This is a genomic window from Saccharothrix luteola, from assembly GCF_020859565.1.
Taxonomy (GTDB): domain Bacteria; phylum Actinomycetota; class Actinomycetes; order Mycobacteriales; family Pseudonocardiaceae; genus Actinosynnema; species Actinosynnema luteola.
In genome coordinates this window covers 95,684-111,265 of the sequence record NZ_JAJHUO010000017.1, presented here as the reverse complement: position 1 = coordinate 111,265, position 15,582 = coordinate 95,684, and the positions used below count along the sequence as shown (strand labels likewise).

The 15,582-nt window shown below is 71.4% G+C and carries 16 protein-coding genes; 14 read left to right on the top strand and 2 right to left on the bottom strand.

Going from position 1 to position 15,582, the window contains the following annotated elements:
* Positions 1 to 153: 153 nt before the first annotated feature.
* Together LNK82_RS23785 and LNK82_RS23780 are read left to right on the top strand one after the other, a co-directional pair.
* Positions 154 to 546: a VOC family protein gene (locus tag LNK82_RS23785; RefSeq protein ID WP_230569205.1), complete on the top strand. Its 393-nt coding sequence runs from the start codon at positions 154 to 156 to the stop codon at positions 544 to 546.
* 101 nt (positions 547 to 647) lie between these two features.
* Entirely contained in the window at positions 648 to 2,186 is a 1,539-nt protein-coding gene (locus tag LNK82_RS23780; RefSeq protein ID WP_230569204.1) for a glycoside hydrolase family protein, read from the top strand.
* A 15-nt stretch (positions 2,187 to 2,201) separates the two neighbouring features.
* On the opposite strand, the gene LNK82_RS23775 is transcribed toward LNK82_RS23780, so the two are convergent.
* A complete protein-coding gene (locus tag LNK82_RS23775) occupies positions 2,202 to 2,621 on the bottom strand; it encodes a B-4DMT family transporter (protein WP_230569203.1) in 420 nt (139 codons plus the stop codon).
* 144 nt (positions 2,622 to 2,765) lie between these two features.
* Here LNK82_RS23775 and LNK82_RS23770 point away from each other — a divergent pair, with 144 nt between their 5' ends.
* From LNK82_RS23770 to nusB, 3 genes are all read left to right on the top strand, one after another.
* Positions 2,766 to 3,851: a M24 family metallopeptidase gene (locus tag LNK82_RS23770; RefSeq protein WP_230569202.1), complete on the top strand. Its 1,086-nt coding sequence runs from the start codon at positions 2,766 to 2,768 to the stop codon at positions 3,849 to 3,851.
* Positions 3,852 to 3,928: 77 nt separating this feature from the next.
* The gene (gene efp, locus LNK82_RS23765) at positions 3,929 to 4,492 is read left to right on the top strand and encodes an elongation factor P (protein ID WP_230569201.1); all 564 of its coding nucleotides are present in this window, start codon (positions 3,929 to 3,931) and stop codon (positions 4,490 to 4,492) included.
* 1 nt (position 4,493) lies between these two features.
* Entirely contained in the window at positions 4,494 to 4,913 is a 420-nt protein-coding gene (gene nusB / locus LNK82_RS23760) for a transcription antitermination factor NusB (protein WP_230569200.1), read from the top strand.
* A gap of 99 nt (positions 4,914 to 5,012) precedes the next feature.
* Here nusB and bldD read toward each other — a convergent pair whose 3' ends face one another.
* Entirely contained in the window at positions 5,013 to 5,501 is a 489-nt protein-coding gene (bldD, locus tag LNK82_RS23755; RefSeq protein WP_015103676.1) for a transcriptional regulator BldD, read from the bottom strand.
* A 258-nt stretch (positions 5,502 to 5,759) separates the two neighbouring features.
* On the opposite strand from bldD, the gene pyrR reads away from it, so the two are divergent.
* From pyrR to gmk, 9 genes are all read left to right on the top strand, one after another.
* Positions 5,760 to 6,332: a bifunctional pyr operon transcriptional regulator/uracil phosphoribosyltransferase PyrR gene (pyrR, locus tag LNK82_RS23750; protein WP_308257257.1), complete on the top strand. Its 573-nt coding sequence runs from the start codon at positions 5,760 to 5,762 to the stop codon at positions 6,330 to 6,332.
* Positions 6,329 to 7,261 (top strand): aspartate carbamoyltransferase catalytic subunit, encoded by a 933-nt coding sequence (locus tag LNK82_RS23745; protein WP_230569198.1) that lies wholly within the window; start codon positions 6,329 to 6,331, stop codon positions 7,259 to 7,261. The genes pyrR and LNK82_RS23745 overlap by 4 nt, the downstream gene beginning before the upstream one ends.
* The gene (locus LNK82_RS23740; RefSeq protein ID WP_230569197.1) at positions 7,258 to 8,538 is read left to right on the top strand and encodes a dihydroorotase; all 1,281 of its coding nucleotides are present in this window, start codon (positions 7,258 to 7,260) and stop codon (positions 8,536 to 8,538) included. Before LNK82_RS23745 ends, LNK82_RS23740 begins: the two co-directional genes overlap by 4 nt.
* A 73-nt stretch (positions 8,539 to 8,611) precedes the next feature.
* Positions 8,612 to 9,097, top strand: coding sequence for a PH-like domain-containing protein (locus LNK82_RS23735; protein WP_230569196.1), 486 nt, complete (start codon positions 8,612 to 8,614; stop codon positions 9,095 to 9,097).
* Complete coding sequence (gene carA, locus LNK82_RS23730; protein ID WP_230569195.1) at positions 9,094 to 10,206, top strand: glutamine-hydrolyzing carbamoyl-phosphate synthase small subunit; 1,113 nt, start codon at positions 9,094 to 9,096, stop codon at positions 10,204 to 10,206. The genes LNK82_RS23735 and carA overlap by 4 nt, the downstream gene beginning before the upstream one ends.
* A 2-nt stretch (positions 10,207 to 10,208) precedes the next feature.
* The gene (carB, locus tag LNK82_RS23725; protein ID WP_230569194.1) at positions 10,209 to 13,517 is read left to right on the top strand and encodes a carbamoyl-phosphate synthase large subunit; all 3,309 of its coding nucleotides are present in this window, start codon (positions 10,209 to 10,211) and stop codon (positions 13,515 to 13,517) included.
* Positions 13,517 to 14,347 carry an orotidine-5'-phosphate decarboxylase gene (gene pyrF / locus LNK82_RS23720; RefSeq protein ID WP_230569193.1) on the top strand — a complete coding sequence of 277 codons (831 nt, stop codon included), beginning with the start codon at positions 13,517 to 13,519 and terminating at the stop codon, positions 14,345 to 14,347. The genes carB and pyrF overlap by 1 nt, the downstream gene beginning before the upstream one ends.
* 301 nt (positions 14,348 to 14,648) lie before the next feature.
* Entirely contained in the window at positions 14,649 to 14,966 is a 318-nt protein-coding gene (gene mihF / locus LNK82_RS23715; protein ID WP_077005726.1) for an integration host factor, actinobacterial type, read from the top strand.
* A complete protein-coding gene (gene gmk, locus LNK82_RS23710; RefSeq protein ID WP_230569192.1) occupies positions 14,963 to 15,562 on the top strand; it encodes a guanylate kinase in 600 nt (199 codons plus the stop codon). Before mihF ends, gmk begins: the two co-directional genes overlap by 4 nt.
* Positions 15,563 to 15,582: the final 20 nt, after the last annotated feature.

Sequence of the window (15,582 nt, the reverse complement as noted above, 5' to 3'; positions counted from 1 at the left end):
GACACAGGGGGCCGGGGCGCCACACCTTCTTTTTTCCGGCAACAAATCCGGGCTTACCGTTCATCCCCGGAGCCGGTGCCACTTTCGGGTGATCATTGTGCGCCGAAGACGTGTGCCGAGGACGTGTGATGAGCATGCGATGAGGGAGGGCGGATGGCGGCGGGGGACTTGCACCACGTCGAGCTGTGGGTGCCCGACCTGGCCCGTGCCGAGCACAGCATCGGCTGGCTGCTCGGCGAGCTCGGCTGGGTCGAGTACCAGCGCTGGCCGGCAGGGGTGAGCTGGCGCCTCGGCCCCACCTACCTCGTGGTGGAGCAGTCGCCCGCCCTGGATGCGCACCACCGGCTCGGCACGGGGTTGAACCACTTGGCGTTCCACGTCGGCGGGCGGCAGGAGGTCGATCGGTTGGCCGGCGCGGCGACCGGACACGGTTGGTCGCCGTTGTTCGCGGACAGATATCCCCACGCGGGTGGTCCCAATCACTACGCCGCCTATCTGGAGAACACGGACGGCTTCGAAGTGGAGCTCGTGGCCTCGTCCGGTTGACACTCGACAGACGGAGTGGATCTCTACACTGGACCGGAACCGGGTGTGCTGCCAGTGGCCCCGGTGTCAGAACGCCGGCAGAAGTGGAGATCGGCCCCGCCATGTCCAGGTCCGATGCGGGAGCGGTGAGGCTCCTCGGGTCCGCGATGACCGTCGTGCTGGTGACGGCCTGCGCCCCGAGCGCCGCCGACCCGGCGTCGGCACCCGCCCCGAGCAGCGCCGCGCCCACGTCCAGCTCGGCCGCGGAGCCGCCAAAACCAAAGCCGAAACCGAAGTCGGAGCCGGTGCCCCTGGCCGCCGACCGCGGCAGGCAGAGCGGTGGCGTGGTCGCGCACGGCGGCGACGCGCCGTACAACTACGGGCCGACGATCCTGCTGGAGGGCGGCCGGCACCGCATGTGGTGGTGCAGCCAGCTCATGGTCGCCGCACCGCCCGGCGACGACCTGCTCTACGCGGAGAGCCCCTCGGCGGCCGGCCCCTTCGCCGCGCCCAACGGCACACCGGCCGTGCCGGTGCTGTCCGGCAGCGTCACGGGCTTCGACGGCGTGCACACCTGCGACCCGTCGGTGATCAGGCTCGGCGACACCTACTACCTCTACTACACGGGCGCGGCGGGCGATCACGCCAACGGCAACGCCATCGGCGTCGCCACCAGCCCGGACGGCATCTCGTGGACGCGCGCCGCGGGCGGCAAGCCGATCGTGAGCCCGTCCTACGACAAGACCAGGGACAACACCTACGGCGCCGGCCAACCGTCGGTGCTGGTCGTCGACGGCTGGTTCCACCTCATGTTCACCGACACGACCGGTGAGGCGGCCGGGTGGAACGGCGCGGGTCAGTTCGTGCTGCGGTCCAAGGACCCGACGTTCGCCTCCGGCGTGCAGGCGCTCGGGCCGGCCGGCTTCCAGCAGGTGCCCGACACGCGTTCGAAGCGGACCCGCTCGGTGGTCGACGCGTTCAGCGCCGACTGGATGTACGTCGCCGCGCTGCGCGCGTTCGTCATCGCCCACGAGACCGAGCACGGCACGACGTTGACGTTCTGGAACAAGGAGTTCACCGCGAACCCGCACCCCCAGGTGCACATCCCCGGCCCTTGGCGAGAGGGCCCCGGCCTGGTCCGCACACCCCTCGGGCACGCGCCGGTGACCGCCGACGACCCGTGCGGCCGGATCGCGGTGGACGTGGTCCGCGCGACCCTGGACGGCGCGGCGGCCGCGCCGACCGACCTCAGCCAGTTCGGGCTCGACCTCGCGAACGTGCCGGGCTGCGCGGACGAGGACTCGGCGGCGTTGCTGCGCGGTTACGCCGTGCCGTCGCCCGCGAACACCACGGATCTCGTGCTGGACGGCGAGGTGGTGCGGCTGGAGCGCCGTTCGGTGACCGACCGGCTCGCCACCAAGGTGCTCGACCGCCGTCCGCCGGGCGTGGACGACCTGCCCGTCGCGGCGGAGATCCCGGCCGGCGCGAAGGCGGTGCGCGCGCCCGACGGCCGGATCGGGCTGCTGGTGAAGGACCGGCTGTGGGCGCTCGGCGCGGGCGAGGCCGCGCTCGAGATCGTCACGCTGAACTCGTCGCAGCTCACGTCGGTCACGAAGAAGGAGTGGGAGTCGTACGAGGAGGCGGGCGAACTGCGCCGCTGACGCAACCCCGCCGGGCTACCGCGGCCCGTCCGCCTGCCGCGAGCCGTCCGGCTGGGGCAGGGCGCCGCCGATGCCCATCCCGACCGCCGCCGTCGCCATCACCAGCAACGCGGTGAACGCCGCGCCGCCGGTCAGCGCCGGCCCGAGCGATTCCAGGCCCGTCTGGTCCACCAGCGACCGCCCGGCCACCCCCGCGATCCCGGCCAGTGGCCCGGCCACCAGCGCCGCGAGGAACCACACCATGCCGCGCCCCTCGAGTTGCCGCCACGCGTCCAACGCGCCCCACAGCACCCCGATCACGACCACCAGCCCGATCGCGATGTACCGGATGGACGAGGCGGCCTCGGGGCTGTGGACGTTGACCGCCGAGGTGCCGGTCTGCACCCCGCCGTGGAACAGACCCAGCCAGAACCCTCGGACCAGCCACGCTCGCATGCGTCCCACCCTAAGTCGGACCGGCAGCCCGTCATAGCACCCACCGGGCCCGCACTGTCCGTCACACGACTGTCGCACGATTCAGCACGGTTCACCCGATCGAGTGGCACGGTGAGGTGGTCCACCGGGCCTTACGCTGCTGACATGCCGCACTCCACTCGCCGCGCCGCCCTGCGCGCCACGCTCCGGGACCGGGAGCTGGACGCGCTGCTGGTGACGAACCTGCTCAACGTCCGCTACCTCACCGGGTTCACGGGCTCGAACGCGGCGCTGCTCGTGCACGCCGACTCCGAGGACGCGACGGTGTTCTGCACCGACGGCCGGTACCTCACCCAGGCCGCCGCGCAGGTGCCGGACCTGGAGCGGGTCATCGACCGGCCGTGCGACGCGGTGCTGGTCGAACGGGCGGCGAAGGAGGGCGCGGGCCGGGTCGGCTTCGAGAGCCGCCACGTGACCGTCGACGGCCTGGACCAGCTCACGGCCGCGGCCGCCGGCACCGAGCTGGCGCCCGCCGCCGACCTGGTCGAACGACTGCGGCTGGTCAAGGACGACGCCGAGGTCGAGGCCCTGCGGATGGCGTGCGCGGCGGCCGACCGGGCGCTGGCCGGTCTCATCGAGCACGGCGGCCTGCGGCCCGGCCGCAGCGAGAAGGAGATCGCCCGCGAGCTGGAGAGCCGCATGCTCGACCACGGCGCGGCCGGGCGCGCGTTCGAGTCGATCGTGGCGACGGGCGCGAACTCGGCCGTGCCGCACCACCGACCGACCGACGCCCTGGTTCGCGACGGCGACTTCGTGAAGCTGGACTTCGGCGCGCTGGTCGACGGCTACCACTCCGACATGACCCGCACCCTGGTCGTCGGCCGGGCCGCGGACTGGCAGCGCGAGCTGTACCAACTGGTCGCGGCCTCGCAGGCGGCGGGCCGGGCCGCGCTCGCGGTGGGCACGTCGTTCGCGGACGTGGACGCGGCGGCGCGCGGCGTGATCGAGGAGGCCGGGCACGGCGACGAGTTCGTGCACGGCCTCGGCCACGGCGTCGGCCTGCAGATCCACGAGGCTCCAGCGCTGTCGAAGGCGGGTGACGGTACACTTCTGCCCGGTATGGCGGTCACCGTCGAGCCCGGTGTGTACCTGGCCGGGAAGGGTGGTGTCCGCATCGAGGACACGCTCGTGGTGCGCGAAGGCGCCCCGGAGCTCCTCACCCTGACCACGAAGGAGCTCGTGGTCATCTGAAGTCGGATCGCCTGGAATCGGATTCGTCGGCCGAGCCGACGTCGTCCTCCACTCACGCAACAGGAGAGCCCACCACCGTGGCCACCACCAACGACCTGAAGAACGGCCTGGTGCTGAACCTCGACGGCCAGCTGTGGACCGTCACCGCGTTCCAGCACGTGAAGCCGGGCAAGGGCGGCGCCTTCGTGCGCACCACGTTGAAGCACGTCCTGTCCGGCAAGGTCGTGGACAAGACCTTCAACGCGGGCACCAAGGTCGAGACGGCCACCGTCGACAAGCGCGGCATGACCTACCTGTACAAGGACGGCGCCGACTTCGTCTTCATGGACGGCGACACCTACGACCAGATCAGCATCCCGGCCGAGACGGTCGGCGACGCGGCGAACTACATGCTGGAGAACCAGGAAGCGGTCGTCGCCATGCACGAGGGCGTCGCGCTCTACATCGAGCTCCCGACCTCGGTCGAGCTCGTGATCCAGCACACCGACCCGGGCCTGCAGGGCGACCGCTCCACCGGCGGCACCAAGCCCGCCACGCTGGAGACGGGCGCGGAGATCCAGGTGCCGCTGTTCGTCACGACCGGCGAGAAGATCAAGGTCGACACCCGCGACGGCCGTTACCTGGGCCGCGTGAACGGCTGAGATGGGCGCACGGAGCAAGGCCCGCAAACGCGCGCTGGACGTCCTCTACGAGGCCGACCTGCGGGGCACCGACCCGGTCACGCTGCTCGCGGACCGGGTCGGTTCGACGGACGTGCCACCGGTGAACGACTACACGATCGTCCTGGTGGAAGGCGTCACGGCGCACCGCGCGCGCATCGACGACCTGATCTCCGAGCACGCGGAGGGCTGGACGCTTCAGCGCATGCCGGCGGTCGACCGCGCGGTGCTGCGGATCGGGCTCTACGAGCTGCTCTGGGCCGCCGACGTGCCGGACGCGGTCGCGATCGACGAGGCGGTCGAGCTGGCCAAGGGCCTGTCCACGGACGACTCGCCGCGGTTCGTCAACGGCGTGCTCGGCCGGATCGCGGTCATCGCCGACCAGCTCCGGGCCGTGCTCTAGCCCCACGCGGCGCTCCAGTCACACCGCCTGCCGCCGAGCAGGCCGCAGGCCGGAAGGGCCACCCGTTGGCGAGCCGCCGGGTGGCCCTTTTCCGCGTGCTCAGTCTTCCTTGGCCGGACGGGCCTCGGGAGGCAGCACGCCCCAGTCGATGAGCTGCTCGGTCAGCTCGCCGGGCGTCATGTCGTAGATGATCGCCAGCGAGCGCAGGTCCTCGGTCCGGATGGACAGCACCTTGCCGTTGTAGTCGCCGCGCTGGCTCTGGATGGTGGCCGCGTACCGCGCGAGCGGCCCGACCTTCTCCGCCGGCAGCTGTTGCAGCCGTTCCAGGTTGATGACGATCTTCGTGGCGGGTTCCGCGCCGGACGGCACCCGACCTTCCGGCAGCAGCTCGGCCACCGGGACGCCGTAGAAGTCGGCCAGCTCGGCGAGCTTCTGCACGGTCACGGCGCGGTCGCCGCGCTCGTACGAGCCGACGACCACGGCCTTCCAGCGACCGCCGGACTTCTGCTCGACGCCGTGCAAAGACAAGCCCTGCTGCTGGCGGATCGCGCGGAGCTTTGCCCCCAGCGCCTTGGCGTAGTCGCCCATGTGGCGGTTCTCCGTTCATTCGCCCCGTCAGCCGGTAGGGGACTGCCGCGGGGAGGCTTAGATCAATACGCAGAGTAATGATTGCTCTCCGTGGTCACCAGGTCAAGCTGATCTCGTTGGGACAGGTGGGCGAGACCACGCACACCACCCGGAAGATTGACCGCGCTCGCCTGATACGGTGCTGGTCAGCCCGGTCGCAGCCGGGTGTCCGACGTCCTTTAAGGACCCGTCCAGCGAGGCGGGGAAGGAGGTCCAACCGTGGCGCCACGTCAACGTGGCGCGACGGACCCGGCCGGGGAGCGAGAGCTCCTGTCGGCCGGTGACGTCGCGCGCACCGTCGCCCGAATGGCCCATCAGATCATCGAGAAGACCGCCCTTGATGCACCGAGCGCACCCGCGGTAGTCCTGATGGGGATTCCGAGCCGGGGAGCGCCGCTGGCCCGCCGGCTGGCCGTGCGGATCGCCGAGTTCTCGGGCGTCGAGGTGCCCACCGGCACGCTGGACGTGACCCTCTACCGGGACGACCTGCGCCGAGGGCCCACCCGCCCGCTGGAGGCGACCAAGCTGCCCGAGGGCGGCGTCGACGACAAGCTCGTGGTCCTGGTGGACGACGTGCTGTTCTCCGGTCGCACGATCCGTGCCGCGCTCGACGCCCTGCGCGACCACGGCCGCCCGCGCGCCGTGCAGCTGGCCGTGCTGGTCGACCGGGGCCACCGCGAGCTGCCGATCCGCGCGGACTACGTGGGCAAGAACGTGCCCACGGCCCGCACCGAGGAGGTCCACGTGCTGCTGGAGGAGTTCGACCAGCGCGACGGGGTGGTGCTGCGGTGAAGCACCTGCTCACCACCGAGGGCATCGACCCGGCGCAGGCGACCGCCATCCTGGACACCGCGGCGAACCTCAAGCAGGCCCTCGAAGGCCGTGAAGTGCGCAAACTGCCGACGCTGCGCGGTCGCACGGTCATCACGATGTTCTACGAGAACTCCACCCGCACGCGCGTCAGCTTCGAGATCGCGGGCAAGTGGATGAGCGCGGATGTGGTGAACGTCTCGTCGTCGGGTTCCAGCGTGGGCAAGGGCGAGTCGCTGCGCGACACCGCGCTGACCCTGGCCGCGGCCGGCGCGGACTGCGTCATCGTGCGGCACCCGGCGTCCGGCGCGGCGCACCGGCTGGCGGGCTGGCTGCGCGAGGCGGGCACGTCGGTGGTCAACGCCGGCGACGGCATGCACGAGCACCCCACCCAGGCCCTGCTCGACGCCGCCACCCTGCGGGAACGGCTCGGCGACCTGCGCGACCGCCGGATCGCCATCGTCGGCGACGTGCTGCACAGCCGGGTCGCCCGGTCCAACGTGCACCTGCTCACCGCGCTGGGCGCCGACGTGACGCTCGTCGCGCCGCCGACCCTGCTGCCGGTCGGGGTGGCGAACTGGCCGGTCACCGTCTCGCACGAGCTGGACGCCGAGCTGCCCAGCCTCGACGCGGTCATGCTGCTCAGGGTCCAGGCCGAGCGGATGCACGGCGGCTTCTTCCCGTCGGCCCGCGAGTACTCGATCGCCTACGGCCTGAGCGAGCGGCGGCTGAAGCTGCTGCCCGAGCACGCGGTCGTGCTGCACCCCGGTCCGATGCTGCGCGGCATGGAGATCGCCTCGGCGGTCGCCGACTCGCCCCGCGCCGCCATCACCGACCAGGTGCGCAACGGCGTGCACGTGCGCATGGCCGTCCTCTACCACTTGCTCGCCCACGAGGAGGAAACCGCGTGAGCCCCTTGATCCTCAAGGGAGTACGACCGTACGGCGAAGGTGACCCGGTTGACGTGCTGATCCGCGACGGCGTGATCGCGGCCATCGGGGAGGTCACCGAGGACGCGGACGTGGTCGAGGGAAACGGCGCGGTCCTGCTGCCCGGCTTCGTCGACCTGCACACCCACCTGCGCGAACCCGGCCGCGAGGACACCGAGACCATCGCCACCGGCTCGGCCGCCGCCGCGCTGGGCGGCTACACGGCGGTGTTCGCCATGGCCAACACGAGCCCGGTCGCGGACAACGAGGTCGTCGTCCAGCACGTCGCCCGGCGTGGCCGCGAGGTCGGCCTGGTCGACGTGCACCCGGTCGGCGCGGTCACCGTCGGCCTGGAGGGCGTGAAGCTCGCCGAGCTGGGCACGATGGCCAAGGCGGGCGTCCGGGTGTTCTCCGACGACGGCCACTGCGTGCACGACCCGCTGATCATGCGACGCGCCCTGGAGTACAGCAAGGCGTTGGACGTGGTCGTCGCGCAGCACGCGGAGGAGCCCCGGCTGACCGTGGGCGCGCAGGCGCACGAGGGCGAGCAGGCGTCCCGGCTGGGGTTGCCGGGCTGGCCGGCCGCCGCCGAGGAGTCGATCGTGGCCCGCGACTGCCTGCTGGCGCTGCACGCGGGCGCCCGGCTGCACGTGTGCCACGTCTCCACCACCGGCACGGCCGACGTGCTCAGGTGGGCCAAGGCCCGGGGCACGGAGGTCTCCGCCGAGGTCACGCCGCACCACCTGCTGCTGACCGACGAACGGCTGGCGACCTACGACCCGGTGAACAAGGTCAACCCGCCGCTGCGCACCGCGGCCGACGCGCGGGTGCTGCGCGAGGCGCTGGCCGAGGGCGTCATCGACTGCGTGGCCACCGACCACGCGCCGCACGCCGTGCAGGACAAGGACACCGAGTGGTCCGCCGCCCGGCCCGGCATGCTCGGCCTGCAGACCGCGCTGTCGATCGTGGTGGAGACCATGGTCAGGACCGGGCTGCTGGACTGGCGCGGCGTGGCGCGGGTGATGAGCGAGCGGCCCGCCGAGATCGCGGGCCTGCCCGACCAGGGCCGGCCGATCGAGGTCGGCGAGCCCGCCAACCTCACCCTGGTCGACCCGGACGCCACCTGGACGGTGCGGGGCGCGGAGTTCGCCAGCATCGCGGCCAACACGCCGTTCGAGGGCATGGAGCTGCCCGGCGCGGTGGTGGCGACCCTGCTGCGCGGGCGCGTGACGGCCCTCGGCGGAAGGATCTTCCCGTGAGCGAGCTTGCGAGCGAATCGTTCAACACAGTGACCATGGGTCTTGCCACGCCGAGCGTCAGCGAGGTGTGCGCATGACCAGGGTGTTGCTCTCCCTCGCCGTGCTGGCGATCTTCCTGCTGTGCCTGTACGGCATGTGGCGCGGCTGGCGGCGGCGCGCACGGCGGCAGGCCGAAGTGCTGCCGGAGTTCCCGCAGCCGCCCGCCGAGACCGGCGCGACGATGCTGGAGACGACCGGCGTGTACGTCGGCACCACCATCGGCGACGACTGGCAGGACCGGGTCGCGGTCGGCGACATCGGCCACCGCGCCGAGGCGACCCTCAAGCTCACCGAGAACGGCGTGCTGGTGGAGCGCACCGGCGCGAGCGCGTTGTGGATCCCGGTAGAACGGGTGGACGGGGCCCGCACGGCGCGCGGCCTCGCGGGCAAGGTGATGACGGCGGACGGCCTGCTGGTCGTGCGCTGGCACCTCGGCGACCGGGTGTTCGACACCGGGTTCCGGGGCGACGACAAGGACGTGTACGAGCAGTGGGTGCAAGCGCTGGGAGGCGACTCATGACGAACGCGGCACTGGTGCTGGAAGACGGGCGCGTGTTCCGCGGTGAGGCCTACGGCGCGGTCGGCGCGAGCCTCGGCGAGGTGGTGTTCTCCACCGGCATGACCGGTTACCAGGAGACCCTGACCGACCCGTCCTACCACCGCCAGATCGTGGTGCAGACGGCGCCGCAGATCGGCAACACCGGCTGGAACGACGAGGACGACGAGTCGAGCCGCATCTGGGTCTCCGGCTACGTGGTGCGCGACCCGGCCCGCGTGCCGTCCAACTGGCGCTCCACGCGCAGCCTGGACGACGCGCTGGTCGACCAGGGCGTCGTCGGCATCGCGGGCATCGACACCCGGATGCTGACCCGCCACCTGCGCGAACAGGGCGCGATGCGCGCGGGCGTGTTCTCCGGTGACGACCTCGGCAGCGTCGAGGAGATGCTGGAGCGGGTCCGCAGCGCGCCACCCATGGTGGGCGCGGACCTCGCGGGCGACGTGACCACGCCCGAGCCGTACGTGGTCGAGGCCGTCGGCGAGCGCCGCTTCACCGTGGCCGCGCTGGACCTGGGCATCAAGTCCAACACACCCCGGATGATGGCCGCCCGCGGCATCGAGGTGCACGTCCTGCCGCTCACCTCGACCATGGACGACCTGGTCGCGGTCAAGCCGGACGGCGTGTTCCTGTCCAACGGCCCCGGCGACCCGGCGACCCAGGCGCACGCGGTCGAGCTGACCCGCGGCGTGCTGGACCGGCGGATCCCGCTGTTCGGCATCTGCTTCGGCAACCAGATCCTCGGCCGTGCGCTCGGCCGAGACACCTACAAGATGCGCTACGGCCACCGGGGCATCAACATCCCGGTGATCGACGTGGCGACCGGCAAGGTGGCGATCACCGCGCAGAACCACGGGTTCGCGCTGGAGGGCGAGCCGGGCGAGGAGTTCGACTCCGACTTCGGCCGCGTGCTGCTGAGCCACTACTGCCCCAACGACGGCACGGTCGAAGGCGTCCGCGCCCTCGAAGTGCCCGCGTTCAGCGTGCAGTACCACCCGGAGGCGGCGGCGGGTCCGCACGACGCCGCCCCGCTGTTCGACGAGTTCGTGACGATGATGAGCGAGGGCCGCTGACCATGCCGAAGAGGACTGATCTCAAGCACGTGCTGGTCATCGGCTCCGGACCGATCGTCATCGGCCAGGCCTGCGAGTTCGACTACTCCGGCACCCAGGCGTGCCGGGTGCTGCGCGAGGAGGGCCTGCGGGTCTCCCTCGTCAACTCCAACCCGGCGACGATCATGACGGACCCGGAGTTCGCCGACGCCACCTACGTCGAGCCGATCACGCCGGAGTTCGTGGAGAAGGTCATCGCGGCCGAGCGGCCGGACGCGATCCTGGCCACGCTGGGCGGCCAGACCGCGCTGAACACCGCCATCGCGCTGCACGAGCGCGGCGTGCTGGAGAAGTACAACGTCGAGCTGATCGGCGCGGACATCGACGCCATCGAGCGCGGCGAGGACCGGCAGATCTTCAAGGACCTGGTCCGCAAGATCGGCGCGGACGTGCCGCGCAGCGCGGTCTGCAAGACCATGGAGGACGTCCGCGCGACCGTGGCCGACCTGGGCCTGCCGGTCGTGATCCGGCCGTCGTTCACCATGGGCGGCCTCGGCTCGGGCATGGCGCACACCCACGAGGAGCTGGAGCGGCTGGCCGCGAGCGGCCTGGCCGAGTCCCCGGTCACCGAGGTGCTGATCGAGGAGAGCGTGCTCGGCTGGAAGGAGTACGAGCTCGAGCTGATGCGCGACCGCAACGACAACGTGGTCGTCGTCTGCTCCATCGAGAACATCGACCCGATGGGCGTGCACACCGGCGACTCGGTGACCGTGGCGCCGGCGATGACGCTCACCGACCGCGAGTACCAGCACATGCGCGACGTCGGCATCGCGGTCATCCGCGAGGTCGGGGTGGACACCGGCGGCTGCAACATCCAGTTCGCCATCCACCCCGGCAACGGCCGCATGGTCGTCATCGAAATGAACCCGCGCGTGTCCCGTTCGTCGGCTTTGGCGTCGAAAGCGACCGGTTTCCCGATCGCCAAGATCGCCGCGAAACTCGCCATCGGCTACACGCTGGACGAGATCCAGAACGACATCACCGGGGAAACGCCGGCCAGTTTCGAACCGACGCTGGACTACGTCGTGGTGAAGGTGCCGAGGTTCGCGTTCGAGAAGTTCCCGGGCGCGGACAGCACGCTCACCACGACCATGAAGTCGGTCGGCGAGGCCATGTCCATCGGCCGCAGCTTCATCGAGGCGCTCGGCAAGGCGTTGCGCTCCATGGAGACCAAGGCCGGCGGCTTCTGGACGGTGCCCGACCCCGGCGACCCGGCCGAGTCGCTGGAGTCCACTCTGGACGCCCTGCGCCGTGGCCACGACGGCCGCCTGTACACGGTGGACCGCGCGCTGCGCCTCGGCGCCACGATCGAGCAGGTGCACGAGGCGTCGCGGATCGACCCGTGGTTCATCGAGCAGCTCGCCTGGCTGGTCGACCTGCGCGCCGAGATCGAGGACGCGCCCGTGCTGGACGAGCGCCTGCTGCGCAAGGCCAAGCGGGCGGGCCTGTCGGACCGGCAGGTCGCCGCGCTGCGCCCGGAGCTGGCCGGCGAGGACGGCGTCCGCTCGCTGCGCCACCGGCTGGCGGTGCGGCCGGTGTTCAAGACGGTCGACACGTGCGCCGCCGAGTTCGCCGCCAAGACGCCCTACCACTACTCGGCCTACGAGCTGGACCCCGACGCCGAGACCGAGGTGACCGGGCAGCCGGACAAGCCGAAGGTGCTGATCCTCGGCTCGGGCCCGAACCGGATCGGGCAGGGCATCGAGTTCGACTACTCGTGCGTGCACGCGGCCATGGCGCTGCGCGAGGCCGGGTACGAGACCGTGATGGTCAACTGCAACCCGGAGACGGTCTCCACCGACTACGACACCTCGGACCGGCTGTACTTCGAGCCGCTGACGTTCGAGGACGTGCTGGAGGTGTTCCACTCCGAGCAGCGCTCCGGCACGGTCGTGGGCGTCATCGTCCAGCTCGGCGGCCAGACCCCGCTGGGCCTCGCGCAGCGGCTCGCGGACGCGGGCGTGCCGGTCGTGGGCACCCCGCCGCACGCCATCCACCTCGCCGAGGAGCGCGGCGCGTTCGGCCAGGTCCTCGCCGACGCCGGGCTGCCCGCGCCGAAGTACGGCATGGCCACCTCGTTCGCGCAGGCCAAGGCCATCGCCGACGAGATCGGCTACCCGGTGCTGGTGCGGCCCTCGTACGTGCTCGGCGGTCGCGGCATGGAGATCGTCTACGACGAGGAGACCCTCCAGGGCTACATCCAGCGCGCCACCGAGGTCAGCCCGGAGCACCCGGTGCTGGTCGACCGGTTCCTCGACGACGCCATCGAGATCGACGTGGACGCCCTCTACGACGGCAACGAGGTGTTCATCGGGGGTGTGATGGAACACATCGAGGAAGCCGGCGTGCACTCCGGCGACTCGGCGTGCGCCCTGCCCCCGATCACGCTCGGCGAGTCCGACGTCGAGGCGGTCCGGCGGTCCACGCTGGCCATCGCCGAGGGCATCGGCGTGCGCGGCCTGCTCAACGTGCAGTACGCGCTGAAGGACGACGTGCTGTACGTCCTGGAGGCCAACCCGCGCGCCTCGCGCACCGTGCCGTTCGTCTCCAAGGCCACGGCCGTGCCGCTGGCCAAGGCCGCGGCCCGGATCATGCTCGGCGCCACCGTGGCCCAGCTGCGGGCCGAGGGGATGCTGCCCAAGACCGGCGACGGCGCGAAGCTGCCGCCGCACGCCCCGGTCGCGGTCAAGGAGGCCGTGCTCCCGTTCCACCGGTTCCGCACGCCGGAGGGCAAGGGCGTCGACTCGCTGCTCGGCCCGGAGATGAAGTCGACCGGCGAGGTCATGGGCATCGACGTGTCGTTCGGCATGGCCTACGCCAAGTCCCAGACCGCCTCCTACGGCTCCCTGCCCACGTCGGGCCGGGTGTTCGTGTCGGTGGCCAACCGGGACAAGCGGGCCATGATCTTCCCGGTCAAGAGGCTCGCCGACCTGGGCTTCGAGGTGCTGGCCACCGCCGGGACGGCCGAGGTGCTGCGCCGCAACGGCATCCCCTGCACGATCGTGCGCAAGCACTTCGAGGGCGCCGACAACATCGTCGACGCCATCCTCGCGGGCACCGTCGACATGATCATCAACACCCCGTACGGCAACAACGGGCCGCGCGTCGACGGCTACGAGATCCGCACCGCGGCCGTGGCCAAGGACATCCCGTGCGTGACCACGATCCAGGGCGCGGCGGCGGCCGTGCACGGCATCGAGGCGGCCATCCGCGGCGACATCGGCGTACGGCCCCTCCAGGCCCTCCAGGCGGCCCTCAGGGGGGACGCGTGATGGGGGAGACCCAGCGGTTCGGTGCTCGCATGGCCAAGGCCGTCGCCGACCACGGCCCCCTGTGCGTGGGTATCGACCCGCACCCCGGCCTGCTGGCGTCCTGGGGCCTCTCCCAGGACGCCGCGGGGCTGGAGCGGTTCGCGCTGACGTGCGTGGAGGCGTTCGGCGGCCACGTGGCCCTGGTGAAGCCGCAGGCGGCCTTCTTCGAAGCGCACGGGTCACGGGGCGTGGCGGTGCTGGAACGCGTCGTGGCGGACCTCAGGGACACCGGCACGCTGGTGCTGGTGGACGCGAAGCGCGGCGACATCGGCTCCACCATGGCCGCGTACGCCGCGGCGTACCTCACCGAGGGCTCCCCGTTGGCCGGCGACGCGGTCACCGCGTCGCCGTACCTCGGCTTCGGATCGCTCGACCCGGCGCTGGAAGCCGCCGCCGCGAGCGGTCGCGGAATATTCGTGCTCGCGTTGACTTCGAATCCGGAGGGGGCCTCCGTGCAGCGCGCGGTGGGCCCCGACGGGCGTTCCGTGGCGCAGTCGATCGTGGACTCGGCGGCCCGCGCGAACGCCGGTCTCGAACCACTCGGCGACGTCGGCCTGGTGGTCGGCGCGACCGTCGGCGATCACCAACTGGACCTCTCTGACCTGCACGGATACGTCCTCGCGCCGGGTTTCGGGGCGCAGGGCGCCACGGTCGCGGACCTCCGTGCGGTCTTCGGCGCGGAGCTGCGCGGGGTGCTCCCGACGTCCTCGCGGGACGTGCTCAGGCACGGCCCCGAAGCCGCAAAGTTGCGGTCGGCGGCGGACGCCGTGCGGCGCTCCCTGGAGATGTGATCACGATCAAATCGCGACACGCTTCACGTGGTCCGCTCACCTGCGCAAACGTTCCCTGGTACGGTCCTGGCCACCGACGGGTCCATCACCCATCGAGCGCATACCACACACGGCGTGCGCAAGGCGTTACCGGTGGCGGTGATGGGCTTGTTGGTGGGTGTTGGTACTACTACCACCCGCCGCAACCACTCCAGCGCTGAAAGATTCACCTGACTGGGACCCACGTTGTACCCAGGCAATTGCGCTCGGTACGGTCGCGGCACCGATCCAGAATTGAAATTCCCACACCACGGAGGAAATCGTGGCCCTTCCCCAGCTTACCGAGGAGCAGCGGGCCGCAGCGCTGGAGAAGGCTGCTGCCGCTCGTCGCACTCGGGCTGAGCTCAAGGAGCGCCTCAAGCGTGGCGGCACGAACCTGACCGACGTGCTGAAGGCCGCCGAGAGCGACGAGGTCCTTGGCAAGATGAAGGTGTCCGCGCTGCTCGAGGCGCTTCCGGGCGTCGGCAAGGTGCGTGCGCAGCAGATCATGGAGCGCCTTGAGATCGCTCCGTCCCGTCGGCTGCGCGGCCTGGGTGAGCGGCAGCGCAAGGCGCTGCTCACCGAGTTCAGCGGCGAGTGAGTGATGGCACCGGGGTGGGGTCGGGCGCACGCGCCCGGCCCCGCCTCACCGTTCTGTCCGGCCCGTCCGGCGTGGGCAAGTCCAGCGTGCTGGCCGAGCTCCGCCGGATGGGACCGGAGATCCACTTCAGCGTCTCGGTGACCACGCGGAAGCCGAGGCCGGGCGAGGTCGACGGGGTGCACTACCACTTCGTCGACGGCGCCGAGTTCCGCGAGATGGTCGCCAGGGGCGAGCTCCTGGAGCACGCCGAGTTCGCGGGCAACTGCTACGGCACGCCCAAGGAGCCGGTCCAGCGGGCCTTGGCGGCCGGCACGCCGTCCCTGCTGGAGATCGAGTTGCAGGGCGCCCGGCAGGTCCGGGTCGCGATGCCGGAGGCCCAGCTGGTCATGCTGGCCCCGCCGTCGTGGGAGGACCTGGTCGGCCGGCTCACCGGCCGCGGCACCGAGGACCCCGCCGTCGTGGCCCGCCGGCTGGAGATCGCCAGGGAGGAACTGGCGGCCGAGCCGGAGTTCGACGAGGTCGTGGTGAACGACGACGTGAAGTCGGCCGCCGCGAGCTTGCTAAACTTGGTGGTCGGCCCGGTGCCCGACGCGTGAGCACGCGCGTCGCGAGGCAC

Bases quoted from the DNA above. Each gene is read 5' to 3' on its own strand.
- LNK82_RS23785 (WP_230569205.1), top strand. From the start codon at position 154: ATGGCGGCGGGGGACTTGCACCACGTCGAGCTGTGGGTGCCCGACCTG.
- LNK82_RS23780 (WP_230569204.1), top strand. From the start codon at position 648: ATGTCCAGGTCCGATGCGGGAGCGGTGAGGCTCCTCGGGTCCGCGATG.
- LNK82_RS23775 (WP_230569203.1), bottom strand. From the start codon at position 2,621: ATGCGAGCGTGGCTGGTCCGAGGGTTCTGGCTGGGTCTGTTCCACGGC.
- LNK82_RS23770 (WP_230569202.1), top strand. From the start codon at position 2,766: ATGCCGCACTCCACTCGCCGCGCCGCCCTGCGCGCCACGCTCCGGGAC.
- nusB (WP_230569200.1), top strand. From the start codon at position 4,494: ATGGGCGCACGGAGCAAGGCCCGCAAACGCGCGCTGGACGTCCTCTAC.
- bldD (WP_015103676.1), bottom strand. From the start codon at position 5,501: ATGGGCGACTACGCCAAGGCGCTGGGGGCAAAGCTCCGCGCGATCCGC.
- LNK82_RS23735 (WP_230569196.1), top strand. From the start codon at position 8,612: ATGACCAGGGTGTTGCTCTCCCTCGCCGTGCTGGCGATCTTCCTGCTG.
- carA (WP_230569195.1), top strand. From the start codon at position 9,094: ATGACGAACGCGGCACTGGTGCTGGAAGACGGGCGCGTGTTCCGCGGT.
- carB (WP_230569194.1), top strand. From the start codon at position 10,209: ATGCCGAAGAGGACTGATCTCAAGCACGTGCTGGTCATCGGCTCCGGA.
- pyrF (WP_230569193.1), top strand. From the start codon at position 13,517: ATGGGGGAGACCCAGCGGTTCGGTGCTCGCATGGCCAAGGCCGTCGCC.